This window comes from Psychroflexus gondwanensis ACAM 44 (assembly GCF_000355905.1).
GTDB lineage: Bacteria > Bacteroidota > Bacteroidia > Flavobacteriales > Flavobacteriaceae > Psychroflexus > Psychroflexus gondwanensis.
Map to the genome: position 1 here is coordinate 102,233 of NZ_APLF01000004.1, position 19,541 is coordinate 121,773.

A 19,541-nucleotide genomic window follows, 5' to 3' on the forward strand; every position below is an offset into this window, starting at 1 on the left:
GTTTAATAGTATTTTTTATATTTATATCTAGCTGCAAAGCCTATTAAAATCCAAGCTACTAGAGCAATAATGATAAACTGATAACTGATAATTTGATCACCACTAGCGTAAGAATGTAATCCTGTAAGGTAAAAGTTCACTCCAAAGTAGGTCATCAATATAGATCCAAAAGCGATAAGTGCAGCCCAGTTAAAGGCAAACAATCCTCTCAACCCTGGAACCAATCTCATGTGGATCACAAAAGCATATACAAAAATACTGATGAGAGCCCAAGTCTCCTTTGGATCCCAGCCCCAATATCTACCCCAACTTTCATTGGCCCATTGACCGCCTAGGAAATTTCCTATGGTAAGCATAATCAAACCAACGGTTAATGCTAATTCGTTAATAATGGTAAGCTCCTGAATATTTAATTTCATCTTTTTAAAGTTGGACTTGTTGGTCGCAATAATGAGAATAAGGGATACCAAACCTATAATTGCACCTAAAGCAAAAGGACCATAACTTCCCACAATAACGGACACGTGAATCATTAGCCAATAGGAATCCAAAACTGGCTGCAAATTTCCAATACTTGGGTCTAACCAATTCCAATGCGCCACCATTAAAATAATAGAGGTCACAAAAGCAGTAGAGCCCATGGTCAAATCACTTTTCCGTCCAAAGGCTAAGCCAAAAAACATAGTGGCCCAAGCGACGTAAATCATACTCTCGTAGGCATTACTCCAAGGAGCGTATCCAGAAATATACCATCTGGCAGCAAGGCCACCCGTGTGTACTATAAAAAGTAATACCAATAAAACTTTACTTATATTTATAGTAATTTTATTGAGTTTGTTTTGCTTGAAAATACTCAAAATTACAAAGACGATCATAATCAAGCTCGCATAAAGATAAAGTTGAAACAAGAGATTGAAAATATCTATTTTATTATATAAGATTTCAGCTTTTACCTTTCCCTCTGTTGGCATCACTTCTGCACCGTATTTATTTTGGAAAGATTTTAAACTCAAAAGCAGTTCGTTAGACTGCTCATAATCTCCAGTTTGTCGTGCACTCCTAAGCGACTGCATGTAGAGAGGGAGAATTTGTTTTGTGTATAAAGTATCTACACCTGCAAAATACTTCTCATCGTCCAATTCTGGATAGGAAACCCATTTATTATTAGGATGTTCTGGAATAGGAAAAATTCTAAATTGTTTTCCCTGTAAAGTATTATAGATCAAGTTCACCTTTTCATCGGCGGTGATGAAATCTTTTTGGAACTGATTTGGCACTGCAGCTTTATATGCCCCCTCTAAATACTCACTTAATTTATATTGACCATCCATCATAAAAAAGTCAGTCAAAGACACATATTTTTTATTTTCTTGAACCCCTAAGACATTGTGTAAGCTATCATTTTTTGCTTTTATAGAAATCAAGGGTGCAGAATACCAAATCGCAGGATTTTCGATCATGGACAGCAGAACTTGATCACTATTCAAATCGTTATAATTGTCTTTTTTACCTAGTTTTCTAAGCAATTCTGAAGAATAAGTATTGATAGGCTTCATTCTCCCTCCAAAATCTTGAATAATCAATTCTCCGAACTTAGCAGCGTGGTCTTTATCAACCGTATTGGCCTGAATCATTTTTATGACCTTTTCATAATCCACTTGTTGCATCACCCCATTCTCATGATTGGAAGATGCCTCTACGGTATCCTGTCGAGGCGAAGACTCTTCTACAACGTTTCCATTTTGAGTTTGGGCAAAGCCGCTCAATCCCAAAAACAAAATAAATATACTTGCTAATTTTTCTTTTTTCATCTTGATTTTTTCCAATTTCTTTCTCAAATCACCAAATCTAGACCCTCTGTCGAACATGATGGCCATCATTCCAAGGTATAGTAAAAAATAGCCTATATATGTAATCCAAGTTCCCCACCAGTCGTTATTGACCGATAAAATAGTACCACCTTCATCGGGATCAAAAGACGATTGAAAAAAACGGTAGCCTTGGTGATCTAGAACATGATTCATATAAATATCGTAAGGATAGGAGTCACTTCCATCGACTACCTCTACTTTGCTCATAAAAGATTCATAACTTGGCTGAGGTCTATCTTCAGTGCCTGGGTGTTTTTTAGCTATAAAATCATTGAGTTTTAGGGCGAAAGGCAATTCAATATTTTTACTCCCATAGCTCAAATACACATCATGATCTCCTATATTTACCTTTTTCATATCCATCTGAAAACCTTTACCACCAAGCAAACCGATTTTTTCGGTTTGTCCATTAGCTGTAATCGCCATGAAAATTCCGTCTGGATCATTATTATTTACAATTTCCTTTTGAACTAGATCATAACGCCCCTTGATAGCGGGGTCTGGAATCACAAATTGCATACCCCCAATATTGTATAAAGAGCGCATTTGCAAATCTTGGATAGAATCTTGGATCAATTGTCCACGTTCTTGGTCTGCCATACGCATCCAGTCTCCCTCAAAAGGAGAGTCGATGGTAAATCCAACCTCGTTGTTACCTATAATATTAATCGCACCGTCTGTTTGCTTATTAAGGGCAAATAGGACATTATGGATATTGGCAACTTCTCCAGTCTTCAAATAATGATCATGCCTATCTCCCTCTCCAGATTCTACAATTTTAAGAAAATAGACTCCTTTTTCATCCTCAATAATCCCTTCTTCTGCACCTTTTATGAATTCTAAAAACTCAATTTCAACAGGATTGCCATTATAATCTGTCGTAATTGTTTTACCCTCTGTAATACCTGGGCCTAGACTAACTCTAAAATCTTCCTTTTTCCTTAAGGGCTCTCCTTCAATTTCTCCATCGATAAACGTGGATAAATATGTTTTTTCAGACAGCATTGTATTTGCAACCTCCCCCTCTCGGATAGGCATTATTCCTTCTTCACCTAAATATCGTGTTACCCATGCCCCAACAAGAATCAAAATAAAAGACAAGTGAAGAAGAAGAGTAGTGAGTTTCTTTTTTTGAAATAATTTGAATCTAAATATATTTCCGACGAAATTGATAACAAAAAAAACCATAATAACCTCAAACCACCATGCATCGTAAATCCACTCTCTAGCCGTAATGGTGGTATAGGAATTTTCAACAAAGGTTCCTATAGCCATAGCCACTGCATACACAATAAACAAGACTGCCATCAGTCTTGTGGAAAACAATATACTTTTTATTTTTTTCTCTAACATAGCTGTAAAAATAATAACTACAAATATATGGAATATAAGAGGATTTTTTAATCTCTCTATCGCCTACGAACGTTGAAGTTGTGTTAATTAAACTCCTAAAAAAATTACTGCATCAACTTACTCAAAAACCTAAAGAATTATCAGTTATACTTATAAATATGTGCTTATTCCATAAATCGTTAATAATTGAGAGATAAGTTTCAAAACAGATAAAATTTCACTTTCAAAAATGAACGTTACATTTGTACTTTAGAATTTTAAGATGTTTCAATGTATTCAATAGTTATTTTAGGAAGTGGTAATGTGGCAACTCATATGTTTCGTGCCCTTCAATCCTCCAAAACTTGTGCAGTTATACAGGTTTATAACCATAATGAGAGTTCCCTTTTAAGGTTTGAAAACTCAGTTCCCATTACAACCGATATTTCTGCCTTGAAGCCTGCAGACCTTTATCTCATCTGTCTTAAAGATGATGTCATAGAATCTATTGCTGAGCAAATTAAAACTAAGACTGGAATTATTGCACATACTTCAGGAAATCAAGGCCTGTTAACGTCGCCTAAAGATTCAGGTGTTTTCTATCCGCTTCAGACCTTTTCGAAGACGTCTGAACTAGACTATTCTACAATTCCATTTTGCCTTGAAGCTAATTCAGAAGAAAATTTGTCGCTCTTAAAATCTATAGCCTCAAGCATTTCTCAACACCAGTATGAAATTAGTACTGCACAAAGGCAGACCTTACATCTAGCGGCTGTGTTTGTTTGCAATTTTACAAATCACCTGTATGCGATTGGAGAAGATATTTGTCTACAAGACGATATCCCATTCGATATTTTGAAGGCCTTGATTAAAGAAACTTCAGAAAAAGTTCAATCTCAATCGCCATCTGAAGTGCAGACAGGACCCGCTGCAAGAAATGATCAAAAAACGATAACCAACCATTTGAAACAATTGAATTCAGAAGATTACAAAGCAATTTATAACCTAATGACAAACTCTATACTACAAAAAAAACATGACGAACTATAAAGAATTACTTAACCACATCACCACTTTTGCCTTCGATGTGGATGGTGTTTTTACCAATGGCGCTCTACAGGTTTCTTCTTCCGGAGAACTCATTAGAACTATGAATGTGAAAGATGGTTTTGTTGTGAAAGAAGCCCTAAAAGCAGGATACGAGATTATTGTAATTTCTGGCGGAACCAATGAAATGGTAAGGACTAGGCTTAAGGATTTGGGCATAACCAACATTCATTTAGGAGTTGCGGATAAAGTGGAATGCCTGGATGAATTTCTAGATGTATATAATATCAAACCAGAAGCTGTAGCCTATATGGGAGACGATGTCCCAGACATATATCCTATGAAAATGGTAGGTTTACCAACTTGTCCTCAGGATGCAGTTCCAGAAATAAAAGCAATCTCTGCTTATATCTCTCATAAAAATGGCGGTGATGGATGTGTAAGAGATCTTATTGAGCAGGTGATGAAGGCTCAAGGGAAGTGGAAATTTTAGATCTAGTCTAGTAAAATTATTTATGGCCTTTCTCAATCTCATACGCTGGAAAAATTTAGCCATGATTGTATTTACGGCTATGGTGATAAGATTTGCCCTGCTGCCTGGTTTTGGTCAAAACCCTGAAGTTGGTCTTTTTCCCTATTTGCTTCTCGTTTTATCTGTCGTATGCATTGCAGCAGCAGGAAATATCATCAATGATATTTTTGATGTGACCACAGATAGCATCAATAGGCCAAAAAAGCTTATCATCGATCAAGTCATAAAACGAAAAATAGCCTTTAAACTTTATTTTGGACTTAATGTCTTGGGGCTTTTCACGATACTGTTTATTCTCCTTTCGCATCCTTCCGAAAGCTTGTGGATTGTTTTTAGCATTTGTGTTTTATCACCTATAGCTCTTGCTGTTTATTCTATTTGGTTGAAAAGAGTAGCACTTGCGGGAAATATCCTCATTAGTATACTTGTGGGAGCTAGCATTTTCTGCTTCGGAATAGTTCTAATCGATAGTGACCAAAATCCGGTGTTGTACTTTATTATTCTAGCTTATGCTCTTCTAGCCTTTAGCTTAAATTTGAGCAGAGAATTGATAAAGGATATAGAAGATCTAAGAGGTGATTATTATTGCAAGATGAAAACTTTGCCGATTTTGATTGGTAAAAAAAGATCCAATCACATGATTTTCGGACTTCTAACATTTACTATTTTGATACTTCTTACGCTACTGCTCAATTATTTTTTATCCTTCAACGTTTTTATATTTTATGTATTTGCATTTATTCTCATTCCTCTCATCCTTATCTCTAAACAAATTCTGAAAGCCAAAAATCAAAAGGATTACACCAGCATTAGTTTCCATTTGAAACTCGTACTTTTGGTTGGTATTTGTTCTATGTTCACATTTTTAATCCTATGATTTTAGAAAATTTAAAACAAAAGCGTATCATTTTAGCATCAGGATCCCCTAGGCGACAGGAAATTTTGACTTCCATAGGTGTGGATTTTGAGATAGAATTGCGGTCTGTTGATGAAGTCTTTAGCGAGACCTTACAACATCATGAGATCAGCGATTATTTAGCTCAGTTAAAAGCAGATCAATTTCAAGATTTGAAACCAGAGGACATACTCATTACTGGAGACACTATTGTTTGGCATCAAGACAAGGCGCTAAATAAGCCTCAAAACAGAAATGAAGCTTTCGAAATGCTGAGTTCCCTCTCCAATGCAACACATGAGGTAATTTCTTCGGTTTGTATAAAAACCCAAGACAAAACTGAAACCCTTTATGATTCTTCGGAAGTTACTTTCAAGGCTCTTACTAAGGATGAAATCTCGCATTATATCGACACCTACTCACCTTATGATAAAGCGGGAGCCTATGGCATCCAAGAATGGATAGGACAAATTGGTATTTCAGAAATAAAAGGCTCGTTTTATACCGTTATGGGATTTCCAATACATTTAGTCTATCACAAGTTATCGAACTTAAAATAATCATAATGAGAACACTACCGCTCCTTTTTCTTATCTTTCTTGTAAGCTGCCAAACTAAGACCCAAAATAAAGCTGTTGATGACAATTTTGAAAAAAGAAATCTATCAACTGAATTCAAATCGTATTGGTATGATGGAAACGCTGAATTGAACAGTTATGATTTGGAATTTTATAGATACGGTGAAAAGCGAAAAGGCAAAGCAATGCTTATTTTTGTGACCGAAGACTTTTTAAGTGAAGCGCAAGTTAAAGCCAATTCCAAATCGGAAACGACACGTTCTGTCATGAAGCTGAATTCCACAAAAAAATTCAACACTGGGATTTATCCTTACAGCATAATGCAAAGCGCCTTTTTTCCACTTGGCGAGCAGAGACCTCTCTTAAAATTAACCTCTAGCGTTCAAGAATGGTGCGGACAATCTTATGCTCAATTAAATCACAGAGGTGATTTTAAATTGAGAACACATTCCTATTTTGAAGGGGAAGCAGATTCAACATTTATATTAAAGCCTGTCTTAACAGAAAATCAAATTTGGATTCAGCTCAGAATAGCTCCAAAGGAGTTGAGGCTTGGGAAACAGGACATCTTGCCAGATTTTTCCTTTCTACAGCTCAATCATGAAAAATTTAAAACCTATTCAGCTTCTATTGAACAAAAAGAAAACGACTACCTCACTACAACTTTGAGATATAATCAATTAGGAAGAGTCTTAAAAATCTACCAAGAGAAGTCCTTTCCGTTTGAAATTACAAAGTGGGAAGAGATGGAAATTAAAGGGAAGGATACACTAATTTCTAAGGCAAATAAATTGCAAACTTTAAAGACAGAATACTGGCAAAAAAACTCGGACAAATATCTACATTTGCGGGATAGTTTAAGTCTATAAGTTATGGTTGAAACTCTTTTTTTTCAATATGAATCCCAGATTATTTGGACAGCTATAGTTGTCTTTCTTCTTTTATTACTCAGGTTCACTTTAAAGCAATCTGCAAAGCGAATTGCTAAACGAGATGAACTCAATTTTGTAAGAACACGACTCATTTTTAAATACATTAATGTCTTGGTATTTTTTATAGCTGTGTTCTCACTTTTACTCATTTGGGGAGTGGAAATAAGAGAACTTGCACTCGTTTTTTCCTCTGTGTTTGCTGTGTTAGGTATTGGTTTATTTGCCATATGGTCTGTATTGAGCAATATAACCTCTGGAATTATTATGTTTTTTTCTTTTCCTTATAAAATTGGAGATAAAATTAAAATTCACGATAAAGACTTTCCCGTTGTTGGAATTATAGAAGATATTAAAGCTTTTCAACTGCATTTGCGAACAGATGAAGACGAACTAATTACCTATCCCAATAATTTAATCCTTCAAAAGTCGGTAACCCTTCTTAAAAAAGACGCCCTTCTGGACAAGCCTGATTACGGAGATCGTTAAAAATTTTTTGAATCAAGCCCATAATAATATTTAGGCATTTATATTTGGTGAAAATTAAGGTTATGACAAAAACGTTATTGTGCAGTATTTTTCTATTTTTAAATGCATTATGCTATAGCCAAACCCCACAGAAGCTCGCCTCTTCAGAAATATACCAACATATAAAATCACTCAATTTTCTAGGTAACGTTTTATATATCGCGGCTCATCCAGATGATGAAAACACAAGCTTAATTACTTATTTTTCTAAGCAGCGCTATGCAAAAACGACCTATTTATCGCTCACTCGTGGTGACGGAGGCCAAAATTTAATAGGTTCTGAGCTCGGTGAAAAGTTGGGTATGATTCGTACTCAAGAATTACTAAAAGCGAGAACTACAGATGGAGGTCAACAGTGGTTCACTAGAGCTATAGATTTCGGCTATTCAAAAACACCAGAGGAAACTTTAGACATCTGGGATAAAGAAAAAATACTTTCCGATGTTGTCTGGGCGATAAGAACACATCGACCAGATATCATTATCAACCGGTTTAACCACAGAACTTCAGGAGCCACCCATGGTCACCACACTTCCTCTGCCATTCTTAGCACAGAAGCTTTTGATCTTGCTGGCCAAGACGATAAATTCACTTCTCAGTTAGAACTGGTCGAAGCTTGGTCTCCAAAAAGAGCTTTCTTTAATACCTCTTGGTGGTTTTATGGAAGCCAGGAAGCATTCGACAAAGCAGATAAAACTAATTTTATTGAATTGGAAATCAATACGTTTTATCCTTTAGAAGGTTTATCTAATAATGAAATTTCTGCTTTAAGTAGAAGTCAGCACAAATCTCAAGGCTTTGGAAATACGGGATCTAGGGGAGATAAAACGGAATATATTGAATTAATTAAAGGTGAAAAACTTGGAGGAAATGATCCTTTTCATGGAATTGATACGTCTTGGAATCGTATTCCACAAGGAAAAGCTATTGGGGATATCCTGTACAAGGTTGAAGAAGATTTTGAATTTAAACAACCCTGGGAGGTTATTCCTCAATTATTGGAGGCAGAACAACTTATACATTCTATTAAGGATGAGTTTTGGAGAGCTCAAAAAAGCAAGCAAATTCAATCTATTATCCAGGCTTGCTTAGGTCTTTTCGTTGAAGTCCAAAGTGAAATGGCCTATGCCAATCCCGGTGATGACATACAAATTGAAATGGAAATCATAAACAGAAGCCCAGTTGATATTCAATTGAAGTCTGTTTCTTACCGAGGAGAACCAGTCGACGTGGAGCAGACTGTGCTTGATAACAATAATAACATTAGATTTTCCACAGTGTTCAACTTAGGTTCAGAAGAAAATTACACCACACCTTATTGGTTAAAGGAGAAGGCAGAATTAGGTATTTATAAGGTTGAGGATAAGTCTCTGATAGGTTTGCCAGAATCGCCAAAACCTATTCAATTTACATTCAATTTTGATATTGAAGGAAAATCCTTTACTCTTAAAAAACCTCTGATTTACAAGTACAACGATCCTGTGAAGGGGGAAGTATATGAGAATTTTGAAATCCTTCCTGAAGCCTCTTTAGATTTTGATAAGTCAGTTTATGTCTTCAAAAATTCTGAAACAAAGAGCGTTCAAGTAAACGTCAAAGCCTTCAAAGAATCTGTTGTTGGACAACTCAAATTAAATCTTCCAAAGGACTGGAAAGTCTCCCCAAACTACCACGAGGTTACTTTAAATTCAAAAGGTGAAAGCAAAAGCTTTAGTTTTGAAATCACTCCTTTATCAACTTCTGAAACAATGATTTCTCCCGAGTTAAAGCTGTCTAAAACCACCTTAAATAAATCGGTTACTACCATAGAATACGATCACATTGGGACACATAACCTCATTGAAGAGGCCTCAGCAAAACTAGTAAATTTAGATATCAAACTTAGCCAAAAACGCATAGCCTATATTTCTGGAGCAGGTTCTAGTGTAGCTTCCAACTTAAAAGATCTGGGTTTTTACGTAGAAGAATTTTCGCCTAATGATCTTACTCAACAAAAGCTAAGAGAATTTGATGTTGTCATTATGGGCATTAGAGCATACAATATCCATGAATCTTTGGCCTACAAGCAATCCTTTTTATTTGAATTTGTTCAAAATGGAGGGACTATGATTGTTCAATACAATACCAATAGAGGACTAAAAACAGATAAGATTTCCCCTTTCCCTATGCAAATGTCTCGGGATCGAGTGACCGAAGAAAAAGCTGAAGTTAGATTTCTGAAACCCAACCATAGAGTTTTGAATACCCCCAACAAAATCTACAAGTCAGATTTTGAAGGTTGGGTCCAAGAGCGAGGACTTTATTTTCCTGACCAATGGTCGGAAAAACTAACCCCTATTCTCTCCATGAACGATAAGAATGAAACTCCAAAAAACGGGAGTATTCTAGTGGGTAAGTACGGGAAAGGTCATTATATTTATACAGGCTTAAGTTTCTTTAGAGAATTACCCGCGGGTGTTCCAGGAGCTTATAAACTGATTTCTAACTTAATTTCCATAGAATAGGATGTCGAAATCACCTCAAAAATACGTTTGGAAAACGGCCTATACTTGGGTCTTGATTTTAAACGTTTTATATATTCTAGGATTTTATTTATTCATGAAGTGGTTTCAAAATTAAATTCATGGAGGTTTTAGATTTTATTATTCTGTTTGCAACTCTTGCTTTTATCGTTATTTATGGCAGTTTAAAGTCCCGTAAAAATGCTAATGTTAACGATTTCATTAAAGGTGGCAATAAATCGGAATGGTGGACTGTTGGTTTGTCAGTTATGGCAACACAGGCAAGTGCCATTACCTTTTTATCGACACCAGGACAGGCCTTTCACGATGGGATGGGCTTTGTTCAGTTTTATTTTGGTTTACCTATTGCTATGGTTATTATTTGCGTGGTCTTCCTTCCTATTTACTACCGCCTTAAAGTATATACTGCTTATGAGTACCTAGAGTCTCGCTTCGATTTAAAGACCCGAACCCTTACAGCTGGTCTGTTTTTAATACAAAGAAGTTTAGCTGCGGGTATCACTATATACGCTCCGTCTATCATACTTTCAGCTGTTTTAGGGTGGAATTTATTTTATCTCAATATCATTATTGGCATACTAGTGATCATCTATACCGTTACGGGAGGAACCCAAGCCGTAAATGTGACTCAAAAGCAACAAATGGCTGTTATCTTCATTGGTATGATCATCGCTTTTATTATGATTTTTTCTTTTTTACCAGAAGATATCACTTTCGATAAAGCCATGAAAATCGCTGGTGCTAACAACAAATTAGATGTCCTTGACTTTTCATTAAGTTTTGATAACCGATACACATTTTGGAGTGGAATTTTTGGCGGCACTTTCTTAGCACTTTCCTATTTTGGAACAGACCAAAGTCAAGTCCAGCGTTATCTCTCTGGGAGAAGTTTAAGGGAAAGCCAAATGGGACTTATCTTTAACGGTGTTTTAAAAGTGCCTTTACAATTTTTCATCTTATTAATTGGTGTGATGGTATTTGTATTTTACCAATTCAATTACTCTCCTATCAATTTTAACCCAGCAGCTAAAATTGCAGTTGAAGAGTCTGAATATGCCTCAGAATTTGAAAATTTAGAAACACAACTTAGAACTGTCCAGGATAAAAAGAAGAACTTGGCCAATCAGTTTTCTATGGACGTTTCAGAAATCGAAAGTCAAAACCTACAGAGTAGGTTAAAAAACCTCAATACTCAAGAAGTTAGTCTTAGAGATGATGCGAAAACCATTATATCTAAAGTGGATGGTAAAATTGAAACCAACGACAAAGATTACGTTTTCATTCACTTTATCCTCAACAACTTACCCAAAGGTTTGGTGGGCTTGCTTCTTGCAGTGATCCTATCGGCAGCGATGTCTTCAACAGCTTCAGAATTGAATGCCTTGGCTTCCACAACTACAATTGATTTGTACAAAAGAAATAAAACCCCTGAAATGAGTGAAAAGCATTACTTATATTCTACAAAGTGGTTTACACTTGGCTGGGGAATCTTTGCTATTGTAGTCGCTTGCACAGCCAATTTATTCGACAACCTGATCCAATTGGTAAATATTATAGGTTCCATCTTTTATGGTAATGTATTGGGTATATTCTTGCTTGCCTTTTTCATAACCTATGTAAAGAGCAGAGCTGTTTTTATCGCTGCCATCATCACTCAAATCATCGTTATTTATGGCTATTTTAACGACTGGATGCCATATTTATGGCTGAATCTATTTGGCTGTGGATTGGTCATGATGATTGCTATTCTCCTACAAACGTTCACAAAAAAACCGACTCAAGACATTGAATCGGTTTAATGATAATTTTATAAAGGGTTTTAGTTAACGCCCCATTACTTTAATGAATCTTAAGGGTCTTTCAGAAATAGAAGTTTTTTTTGCTTCGACGAGGAATCTTTTTTTTTAAAAAAAAGGAGATTCTTCAGTTGCTAAAACAGTTCCATCAGAATGACAACATAATGTTTGAGAAAGCCTATTAAAAGAAAAACTAATTATTTAGCGTTCCATTCTTTTAAAGAATCTTCATTCATCTTGATATAATCTGAATTCCCAGCTTTTTTAGCACCTGCTAAAGAGGCTTTAGCAGTTTCTATTGCTTTATCTTTTTTGTCATTAGCAGCATAGATCAATGACTGCTGTCTTTGCATCCAAAATGGTTTAACCTCCAACATAGCCATTCCCTTTTCCATCCACTCTTCTGCTTTATTCAAATCCTTATTAGCATTGAGGTAATATATGGCAGAATCAAAATAATCGTTGGCAGAAGGACCGCTCATTATAGCATTTACACTTTCCATAACGAGATCATCTGTCGGAAAACTGATTGGCACTTCTACCATGGTCTTCTCCCAAGAAATCTGAAGATGTGCTTTGTCCATCTGTAAAGCACCTAAATCAATACTTAAAGTTTCAACCATATGGTTTAGTGATTTTACGGGAACATTTACCATAGCAACAACAGCATCTTCATTCCAAGTTTTGGGTAGGCCCCAATTATCGGTGTCTTCGTAAAAAAAGACATCCCAACTCTCTTTATTAGGAGTACTATAGACAGCATAACTTCCAGCTTCTAAAGCTTGTTCACCTATTTCTACATCGGTAGAAAAAGTGATGATCGTATTTTCATTGGCTCCTGTTCTCCACCGCTTGTTGTAAGGAACAAGATTTCCAAACACCGCTCTTCCTTTGGCAGAAGGTCTAGAGTAAGCAATTGATACTTCAGACAAACCAACCATTTGGGTGGTGTTCGAATTTGGACTTGGTTGTGGAGCCTCCACCTGAGCAAAAATAGACATGGAGAACGTTAGCACTAAGGCTGTTAAAAATGTTTTCATAGTGTTTTTTATATTTAAATTTTCAGTTTAACAATTAAATTTAAAGATAAGTAAATATATGTGTTAGAAATTGTTTGTCTCATTAAAATACTTGCACAAAATTCCTATTACAAATCCTTATCTTTGAAAAAAATTAAAAAAATGGATTTGCAACTTATTCCAAGACTAAAACATACCAACTCTTCCAACTTTTTCTTACTAGCTGGACCCTGTGCTATAGAAGGTGAAGATATGGCGATGAGAATAGCCGAACGCATCTTAGAAATTACTGATAAGCTAGAAATCCCTTTTGTATTTAAAGGCTCTTTCAAGAAAGCAAACCGAAGTAGAATAGATAGTTTTACAGGAATAGGTGATGAAAAAGCCTTAGAAATCCTCAAAAAAGTGAGTGAAAAATTTGATGTGCCGACGGTTACAGATATTCACCAAGAGAGTGATGCTGCAATGGCTGCAAAGTATGTGGACGTCTTACAAATTCCTGCTTTCTTAGTACGACAAACCGATTTACTTGTTGCAGCAGCAGAAACAGGTAAGGTCATCAATCTTAAAAAAGGACAATTTATGAGTCCTGAAAGTATGCAGCATGCAGCGCAAAAAATAAAGGATTCTGGCAATGATAAAGTGATGATTACAGATCGTGGAACCATGTTTGGGTATCAAGACTTAATTGTAGATTTTAGAGGTATTCCAACGATGCGGGGTTATGCTTCAACAGTTTTAGACGTCACCCATTCTTTACAACAACCCAACCAATCTTCTGGAGTGACAGGAGGAAGACCAGAAATGATTGAAACTATTGCTAGAGCCGGAATAGTCAATAATGTAGATGGACTGTTTATTGAAACTCACTTTAATCCAAGCGAAGCTAAAAGTGATGGCGCCAATATGCTCAATATAGATTTACTGGAAGGGATTCTAACCCGTTTGGTCAAAATAAGACAGACTATTAACCAATTTTAATCATCGGAATCCTCGTTTAAATCTACCATATCATCTAGAGCCGAATTGACTTCGGTCTCGGTTTTGGTTAACACTGTTTTACAATACTTAATCAACTCTGAAGCTCGTTCTACCTTTTTGGTAAGTTCGTCTACAGACACCGAGTCATTTTCGATTTTTGAAACTATTGTTTTTAATTCGCTTAAAGCAGTTTCGTAGTTTTTAATTTTTTCCATTGAGTTTTGTTTTTATCACTTTACTTTCAGCATAACCGTCTGCAAACATCGTCTTTAGTTGGTCACCAGTTTTTAAATCGGAAACGGATTTTATAATCTTATCGTTTACCAAATTCAGTGTATATCCACGCTTAAGAATTTGATCAGGCGATAATAATTTTAAATTGGAAGATAAGTAATCCAGAGTGTTGTGATTCTTTGCCAACAAAACTGAAGTTTCCCTCTGTAAGGTATTCGAAAGCCGTTTTAACTGTTGGTTTTCAGTTTGAAAGCCTTGCTTGGTCATAAACTTAAGTTGAAAACTCAACTGTGTTAAGCTATCAAACCGACTTCTTACATAGGAAGGTAGTGTAGATTTGATTCGTTGCCGCTGTTGTTTCAACATAAAGTCATGCCGCTGTAAAAGCGTGTCGACTTGAGTTTTAAATTGTTGGTGCAGAGCCTTCAATTCAAACTGTTCTTCCTTCAATTTAAACTTAACTAATCTATTGAATTCTGAATGAAGCATACTCAACTCTTCTAGGCAATCCTTAAAGCTATCGATAAAAAAATAAGCGACATCTGTAGGAGTGATTTTGTTGATATAGGTTACCATTTCGACTAGAGTTTCGTTGGTGGAATGACCAATCCCAGAAATAACGGGCAAAGGGAATCTTGCCACTTTAGAGGCTAAAATAAAACTGTCGTAACAACTTAAACCTACATCTCCTCCACCTCCACGGATGATAGTGACAGCATCGAACTCTAATTTTCTTTGCTGAATACTTTCTAGAGCTTTAGAAATGGAGGTAATGGCATTATCGCCTTGAAGCAGAGCGGGAAAAAGCTCCAACTCAAATCTAAATCCATATTTGTTATGGGAAATGATATTTAGAAAATCTTGATAACCTTTACTTGTTTCCACAGAAATAATGGCTATACGCTTTGGAACTTTTGGAAAAGTAAGAGTCCTATTTAGGTTAAACAAGCCTTCTGTTTTTAGACGCTTAAGGCTTTCTAGCTTTTCTTTGGCCATCTCACCTAGGGTGAAACTAGCATCAATATCTACAATATTCAAAGAAAACCCATAATTGGGATGGTAGTTTACTTTAGCTAAAATCATAACCGTCATCCCTTCAGACAAAGGTTTTCTGGTCACGTCTTCAAATTGTTTTGAAATAGTCTTAAAAGTATCCGACCATATAGTCGCTCGCATTTGAGCCAATACTTGTCCGTTCTGTTTTTCGACTAAGTCTGGATAACAATGTCCACTTTTGGTATATGCATTTAACTTGGCAATCTCGGTTTTGATCCAGTATGGCTTGTGGTAATGCGTAGAGATCATCCGTTGCAAACTCTTACCAATATCTAGTAAAGTAAATACAGAAGTTGCAGTTGAGTTTGACATTGAATTCTTATAAGTAACGCTCTTTTATTATTTGGATATGATGCTTTTGGTGACCACATAAAATAAAAGGTAAAACTCTTACAGAAAATGGACCTCCACTGGCTTGTCCAATATTGGTTAGCATCTCATTTTCAAAACTTTTAAATAAAAATATGCTCGACATCCTCAAAGCCTGGAATTCTTCTAACAAAGTGTCTATAGTTCTGTTATTAGAAAAACAGTGCTCCGCATAGTGGTCTTCATCATAACCAGGTAACTCTGTAAAGTCTTTTCTTGCAAACCTTAAAGCCCTATTCATAAAAATACGCTCGGTATCGATGAGATGTTGGAGAACTTGCTTTGGTGTCCACTTATTAGTTTCATATCTGTAGTCCAATTTATCCTTTGGGATAGCATTGAAAAAATTAATTAACTCCTCTTTTTGATCCAGAGCTTCTAGTAGAGTGGTTTCTGAAAGGACGCGTTGAAGATACAAGTCGTAATACGGTTTATACTCGCCTAAAGAAATCTCTGCTTTTGTAACTTTCATATTATTCAACTCGTTTTACAAATTGGCCATCTCTTCTTTGCTTTTCTTCTCTTAATAAAGATAATTCACGGCTCGTCTGACCTTGAACAGAAGAATTTTCTTGAGCTCTTCTTATCAGATAAGGAATCACATCATTGATAGGACCAAATGGAATAAGTTTAATTGCATTGGAATTAATTCTGCCAATATTGAAAGAGATGTGGTCGCTCATCCCATACAATTGTCCAAACCAAATTCGGTCGTCTGAAAGCGAAATTTCTTTTTGGCTCATTAACTGTAATGCCATATAAGTACTCACCTCGTTGTGAGTTCCTATAAATTGCGAAATTTGATCTATTTTGTCTATACAAAAACACATGACTGCATTAAAGTTGACATCGGTGGCTTCTTTATCCTCACAGATAGGAGTTGGATAGCCTTTTTTCTTGGCCCTCGAATTCTCTTTTTCCATATATGCACCCCGAACTGTTTTAAACCCTACTTTAAAACCATCCTTTTGGGCTCTGTCATGAATAGCCTTTGCATAGGATAATCTGTCCCAACGGTAACATTGCAGCGTATTAAATATGATCGCTTTTTCCTTATTGAATTTTCTCATCATATCCTCAGCCAGATTGTCTGCTGCATCTTGCATCCAAGTTTCTTCTGCATCGATAAGAAGTTTGGTATCATTATCGTAAGCGGCTTGGCAAACTCTTTCAAACCTGGCTTTTATACTGTCCCATTCTTGTTGTTCTTCTCCAGAAAGGACATCGTTGGCAGTGACTTTTTCCCATATTGCAAAACGTCCCAAACCCGATGGCTTTGCTACAGCAAAAGGAATTTCTTTTGACTTAGAGGCATATTTTATAATCTCTATTTTTGCGTTCGCAGCTTTATCAAATTCTTCTTCGGTTTCCTTGCCTTCTACAGAATAATCCAAAACACTGTACACATTTTCCGTATACATTTTTTTAACCAGGGGCATGCATTCATCTTGACTTTCACCTCCGCAAAATTGTTCGAAAATAGTGGCTCTCACCAAACCCTCGATAGGAAGTTTTAAGTCCAAAGCTAAATTGGTGGCTCTCGTTGAAATCGGAACAAAAAAAGGAATGTTCATCATAGTAAAGAGGAACAAGGAACGCTTCAAGTCTTTATCTGATTTTAAAACAAAAGCGTGTTTGGTGTCGTTAAATATTTTAGTATCGATCATATTGAAAAATTGTATTCAAATATAGGGATTGATGTAGTATTTTCGCTGAAGCAACTAAGCTATTTCAAGAATCTTAACAAAGCTTTTTAATGATGAATACGATAGAGCTAGAAAACTACACCATAGCATTTCAAGAACAGGCCTATATTGAACTCAATTTATTAATAAACACCAAAGCTTATTCTTCCATTTATATTTTGGTCGACTCCAATACTCAGGAGAACTGCTCTAAGTTTCTTTCAGAAAAAATGGAAGCAAATGTGAGAATTGAATGGATTGAAATTGAACCTGGAGAAGAATTTAAAACTATTGCAACTTGCTCGGAAATCTGGAAAACCTTATCTGAAACTGGGGCTGATAGAAAGTCGCTTCTGATAAATCTCGGTGGTGGAATTGTAACAGATATTGGTGGGTTTGTAGCCTCTAGTTTTAAAAGAGGAATTGACTTTGTTCATATCCCTACCACTCTACTCGGCATGGTAGATGCAGCGATTGGGGGAAAGAATGGTGTAAACCTTGATAGTTTAAAAAATCAAATCGGAATTATTCGCCCACCTCAAATGGTTGTGGTAGATGTTGGTTATCTCTCTACTTTACCTTCCAAAGAAATGAGAAGTGGGTTGGCCGAAATGCTAAAACACGGTTTAATTGCAAATGAAGAATATCTAGACAACTTTAAAGATTTATCTCAATTTCAAGTGGACAAACTGCCTGAATTGATTAGAGATTCTATTCAAATTAAAACTAAAATAGCCGAAGAAGATCCTTTTGAAAATGGATTGAGAATGGCCTTAAATTTTGGACATACCCTAGGACATGCAATAGAGTCCTATCAAATGGAATCGCCTTCTAAAACAAAACTTCTTCACGGAGAAGCTGTAGCTATAGGAATGATTTTAGCATTGAAGCTATCTGTAGATATATTGCAATTTTCAGAAGAAAAATGCGATGCCGCAAGTCAATTAATAAGCCAATATTTTAAACCCGTTACCTTCACTTCAGAGGATGTGTCCAAGGTGAAAACTTATCTTAAACACGATAAGAAAAACACGGGGGGCACTATTAACTTTGTTTTGTTAGAAAAAATAGGTCAGCCAAAACTAAATTGCAAAGTGAGCGATGATCAAATAAATAAGGCCTTTGCATATTACAAAGGCCTTGATTAATTTGCTATGTAAGTAAAATCTAACTTAGCGCAGCCTGTGGTTCAGTTCTAGGTGTAGATTCTAGACTTGCTAGATAACGCTCTGCATCTAATGCAGACATACAACCTGTACCTGCTGCTGTAATTGCTTGACGATACACTTTATCTTGAGAATCACCGCAGGCAAACACACCAGGATAATTCGTTTTAGTAGATTTTGGTTTTGTGATAATATAACCAACCTCATCCATGTCCAAATAACCTTTAAACATATCAGTGTTAGGTTTATGCCCAATGGCTATAAACAAACCAGTAATTTTTATCTCTTCTTTTTCACCAGTTTTGTTATTCAGAATTCTTAAGCCTTCCACAACTTGTTCTCCAAGTACCTCGTCGACTTCAGAATAATATCTAAGATCGATGTTTTTTGCATTTTCAACACGATGCTGCATAGCTTTAGAAGCTTTCATATCTCCTTTTCTTACCAACATAGTCACTTTAGTACAAATATTGGATAAGTATGTTGCTTCTTCACAAGCAGTATCTCCACCACCTACAATCGCAACATCCTGTCCTTTATAGAAAAAACCATCACAAACCGCACAAGCTGAAACTCCTCCACCTCTCAATCGCTGTTCACTTGGTATCCCTAAGTATTTAGCTGAGGCACCTGTTGAAATAAGAAGTGTCCTAGCTTCAACCCATGTTTTATTATCGATTTGGGCTTTATGAATACCACCTACTTTATCAGACAGTTCTACCTTGGTGACCATACCTATGCGGACATCAGTTCCAAAACGCTCGGCTTGTTCTTGTAACTCTACCATCATTTTTGGACCATCAATTCCTTGAGGATAACCAGGGAAGTTATCAACTTCTGTAGTGGTTGTCAATTGCCCTCCAGGCTCCATTCCTGTATAAAGCACTGGTTTCATATCTGCTCTTGCAGCATAAATCGCAGCTGTGTAACCAGCAGGTCCTGAGCCTACAATTAAACATTTGATGCGTTCTATAGTATCTGACATAATTTCTAATTTTATA

The 19,541-nt window shown here is 36.1% G+C and carries 17 protein-coding genes; 10 read left to right on the top strand and 7 right to left on the bottom strand.

The genetic code is table 11. The features are described from left to right. Positions 1–2: 2 nt before the first annotated feature. Positions 3–3,179 (bottom strand): cytochrome c biogenesis protein, encoded by a 3,177-nt coding sequence (gene ccsA, locus PGOND44_RS04190; protein WP_003437045.1) that lies wholly within the window; start codon positions 3,177–3,179, stop codon positions 3–5. Positions 3,180–3,494: 315 nt separating this feature from the next. On the opposite strand from ccsA, the gene PGOND44_RS04195 reads away from it, so the two are divergent. The 8 genes from PGOND44_RS04195 (at position 3,495) to PGOND44_RS04230 (ending at position 12,033) form a co-directional block, all read left to right on the top strand. Next, a complete protein-coding gene (locus tag PGOND44_RS04195; RefSeq protein WP_003437047.1) occupies positions 3,495–4,253 on the top strand; it encodes a Rossmann-like and DUF2520 domain-containing protein in 759 nt (252 codons plus the stop codon). Then, entirely contained in the window at positions 4,240–4,743 is a 504-nt protein-coding gene (locus tag PGOND44_RS04200) for a KdsC family phosphatase (RefSeq protein WP_003437048.1), read from the top strand. The genes PGOND44_RS04195 and PGOND44_RS04200 overlap by 14 nt, the downstream gene beginning before the upstream one ends. Positions 4,744–4,765: 22 nt before the next feature. Further along, on the top strand, positions 4,766–5,659 hold the full coding sequence (locus PGOND44_RS04205) for a geranylgeranylglycerol-phosphate geranylgeranyltransferase (protein ID WP_003437049.1): 894 nt from the start codon (positions 4,766–4,768) through the stop codon (positions 5,657–5,659). Next, positions 5,656–6,237, top strand: a complete 582-nt coding sequence (locus PGOND44_RS04210; RefSeq protein ID WP_003437050.1) for a Maf family nucleotide pyrophosphatase — start codon at positions 5,656–5,658, stop codon at positions 6,235–6,237. Before PGOND44_RS04205 ends, PGOND44_RS04210 begins: the two co-directional genes overlap by 4 nt. 5 nt (positions 6,238–6,242) lie before the next feature. Continuing rightward, positions 6,243–7,124, top strand: coding sequence for a hypothetical protein (locus PGOND44_RS04215; RefSeq protein ID WP_003437051.1), 882 nt, complete (start codon positions 6,243–6,245; stop codon positions 7,122–7,124). Between the two features lie 3 nt (positions 7,125–7,127). Further along, entirely contained in the window at positions 7,128–7,673 is a 546-nt protein-coding gene (locus tag PGOND44_RS04220) for a mechanosensitive ion channel domain-containing protein (RefSeq protein ID WP_003437052.1), read from the top strand. 62 nt (positions 7,674–7,735) lie between these two features. Next, positions 7,736–10,216 carry a PIG-L family deacetylase gene (locus tag PGOND44_RS04225; RefSeq protein WP_003437053.1) on the top strand — a complete coding sequence of 827 codons (2,481 nt, stop codon included), beginning with the start codon at positions 7,736–7,738 and terminating at the stop codon, positions 10,214–10,216. Positions 10,217–10,335: 119 nt separating this feature from the next. Beyond that, positions 10,336–12,033, top strand: coding sequence for a sodium:solute symporter (locus PGOND44_RS04230; RefSeq protein ID WP_003437054.1), 1,698 nt, complete (start codon positions 10,336–10,338; stop codon positions 12,031–12,033). Positions 12,034–12,227: 194 nt separating this feature from the next. Here PGOND44_RS04230 and PGOND44_RS04235 read toward each other — a convergent pair whose 3' ends face one another. Then, positions 12,228–13,070, bottom strand: a complete 843-nt coding sequence (locus tag PGOND44_RS04235) for a DUF2911 domain-containing protein (RefSeq protein ID WP_003437056.1) — start codon at positions 13,068–13,070, stop codon at positions 12,228–12,230. Positions 13,071–13,211: 141 nt separating this feature from the next. Between PGOND44_RS04235 and kdsA the strand changes: the two genes are divergently transcribed. Next, entirely contained in the window at positions 13,212–14,030 is an 819-nt protein-coding gene (gene kdsA, locus PGOND44_RS04240) for a 3-deoxy-8-phosphooctulonate synthase (protein WP_003437059.1), read from the top strand. Here the strand turns inward: kdsA and xseB are convergent. The 4 genes from xseB to PGOND44_RS04260 are packed head-to-tail and all read right to left on the bottom strand — an operon-like array spanning position 14,027 to position 17,356. After that, entirely contained in the window at positions 14,027–14,245 is a 219-nt protein-coding gene (gene xseB / locus PGOND44_RS04245; RefSeq protein WP_003437061.1) for an exodeoxyribonuclease VII small subunit, read from the bottom strand. The two genes, kdsA and xseB, sit on opposite strands and share 4 nt — an antisense overlap. Next, a complete protein-coding gene (gene xseA / locus PGOND44_RS04250) occupies positions 14,232–15,632 on the bottom strand; it encodes an exodeoxyribonuclease VII large subunit (RefSeq protein WP_003437063.1) in 1,401 nt (466 codons plus the stop codon). The genes xseB and xseA overlap by 14 nt, the downstream gene beginning before the upstream one ends. Before the next feature lie 7 nt (positions 15,633–15,639). Continuing rightward, positions 15,640–16,161: a DinB family protein gene (locus tag PGOND44_RS04255; protein WP_040555785.1), complete on the bottom strand. Its 522-nt coding sequence runs from the start codon at positions 16,159–16,161 to the stop codon at positions 15,640–15,642. A 1-nt stretch (position 16,162) separates the two neighbouring features. Further along, a complete protein-coding gene (locus tag PGOND44_RS04260) occupies positions 16,163–17,356 on the bottom strand; it encodes a proline dehydrogenase family protein (protein ID WP_003437068.1) in 1,194 nt (397 codons plus the stop codon). A 92-nt stretch (positions 17,357–17,448) separates the two neighbouring features. Here PGOND44_RS04260 and aroB point away from each other — a divergent pair, with 92 nt between their 5' ends. Next, positions 17,449–18,522: a 3-dehydroquinate synthase gene (aroB, locus tag PGOND44_RS04265; protein ID WP_003437070.1), complete on the top strand. Its 1,074-nt coding sequence runs from the start codon at positions 17,449–17,451 to the stop codon at positions 18,520–18,522. A 19-nt stretch (positions 18,523–18,541) separates the two neighbouring features. Here aroB and trxB read toward each other — a convergent pair whose 3' ends face one another. After that, entirely contained in the window at positions 18,542–19,525 is a 984-nt protein-coding gene (gene trxB / locus PGOND44_RS04270; RefSeq protein WP_003437072.1) for a thioredoxin-disulfide reductase, read from the bottom strand. Between the last annotated feature and the right edge of the window lie 16 nt (positions 19,526–19,541).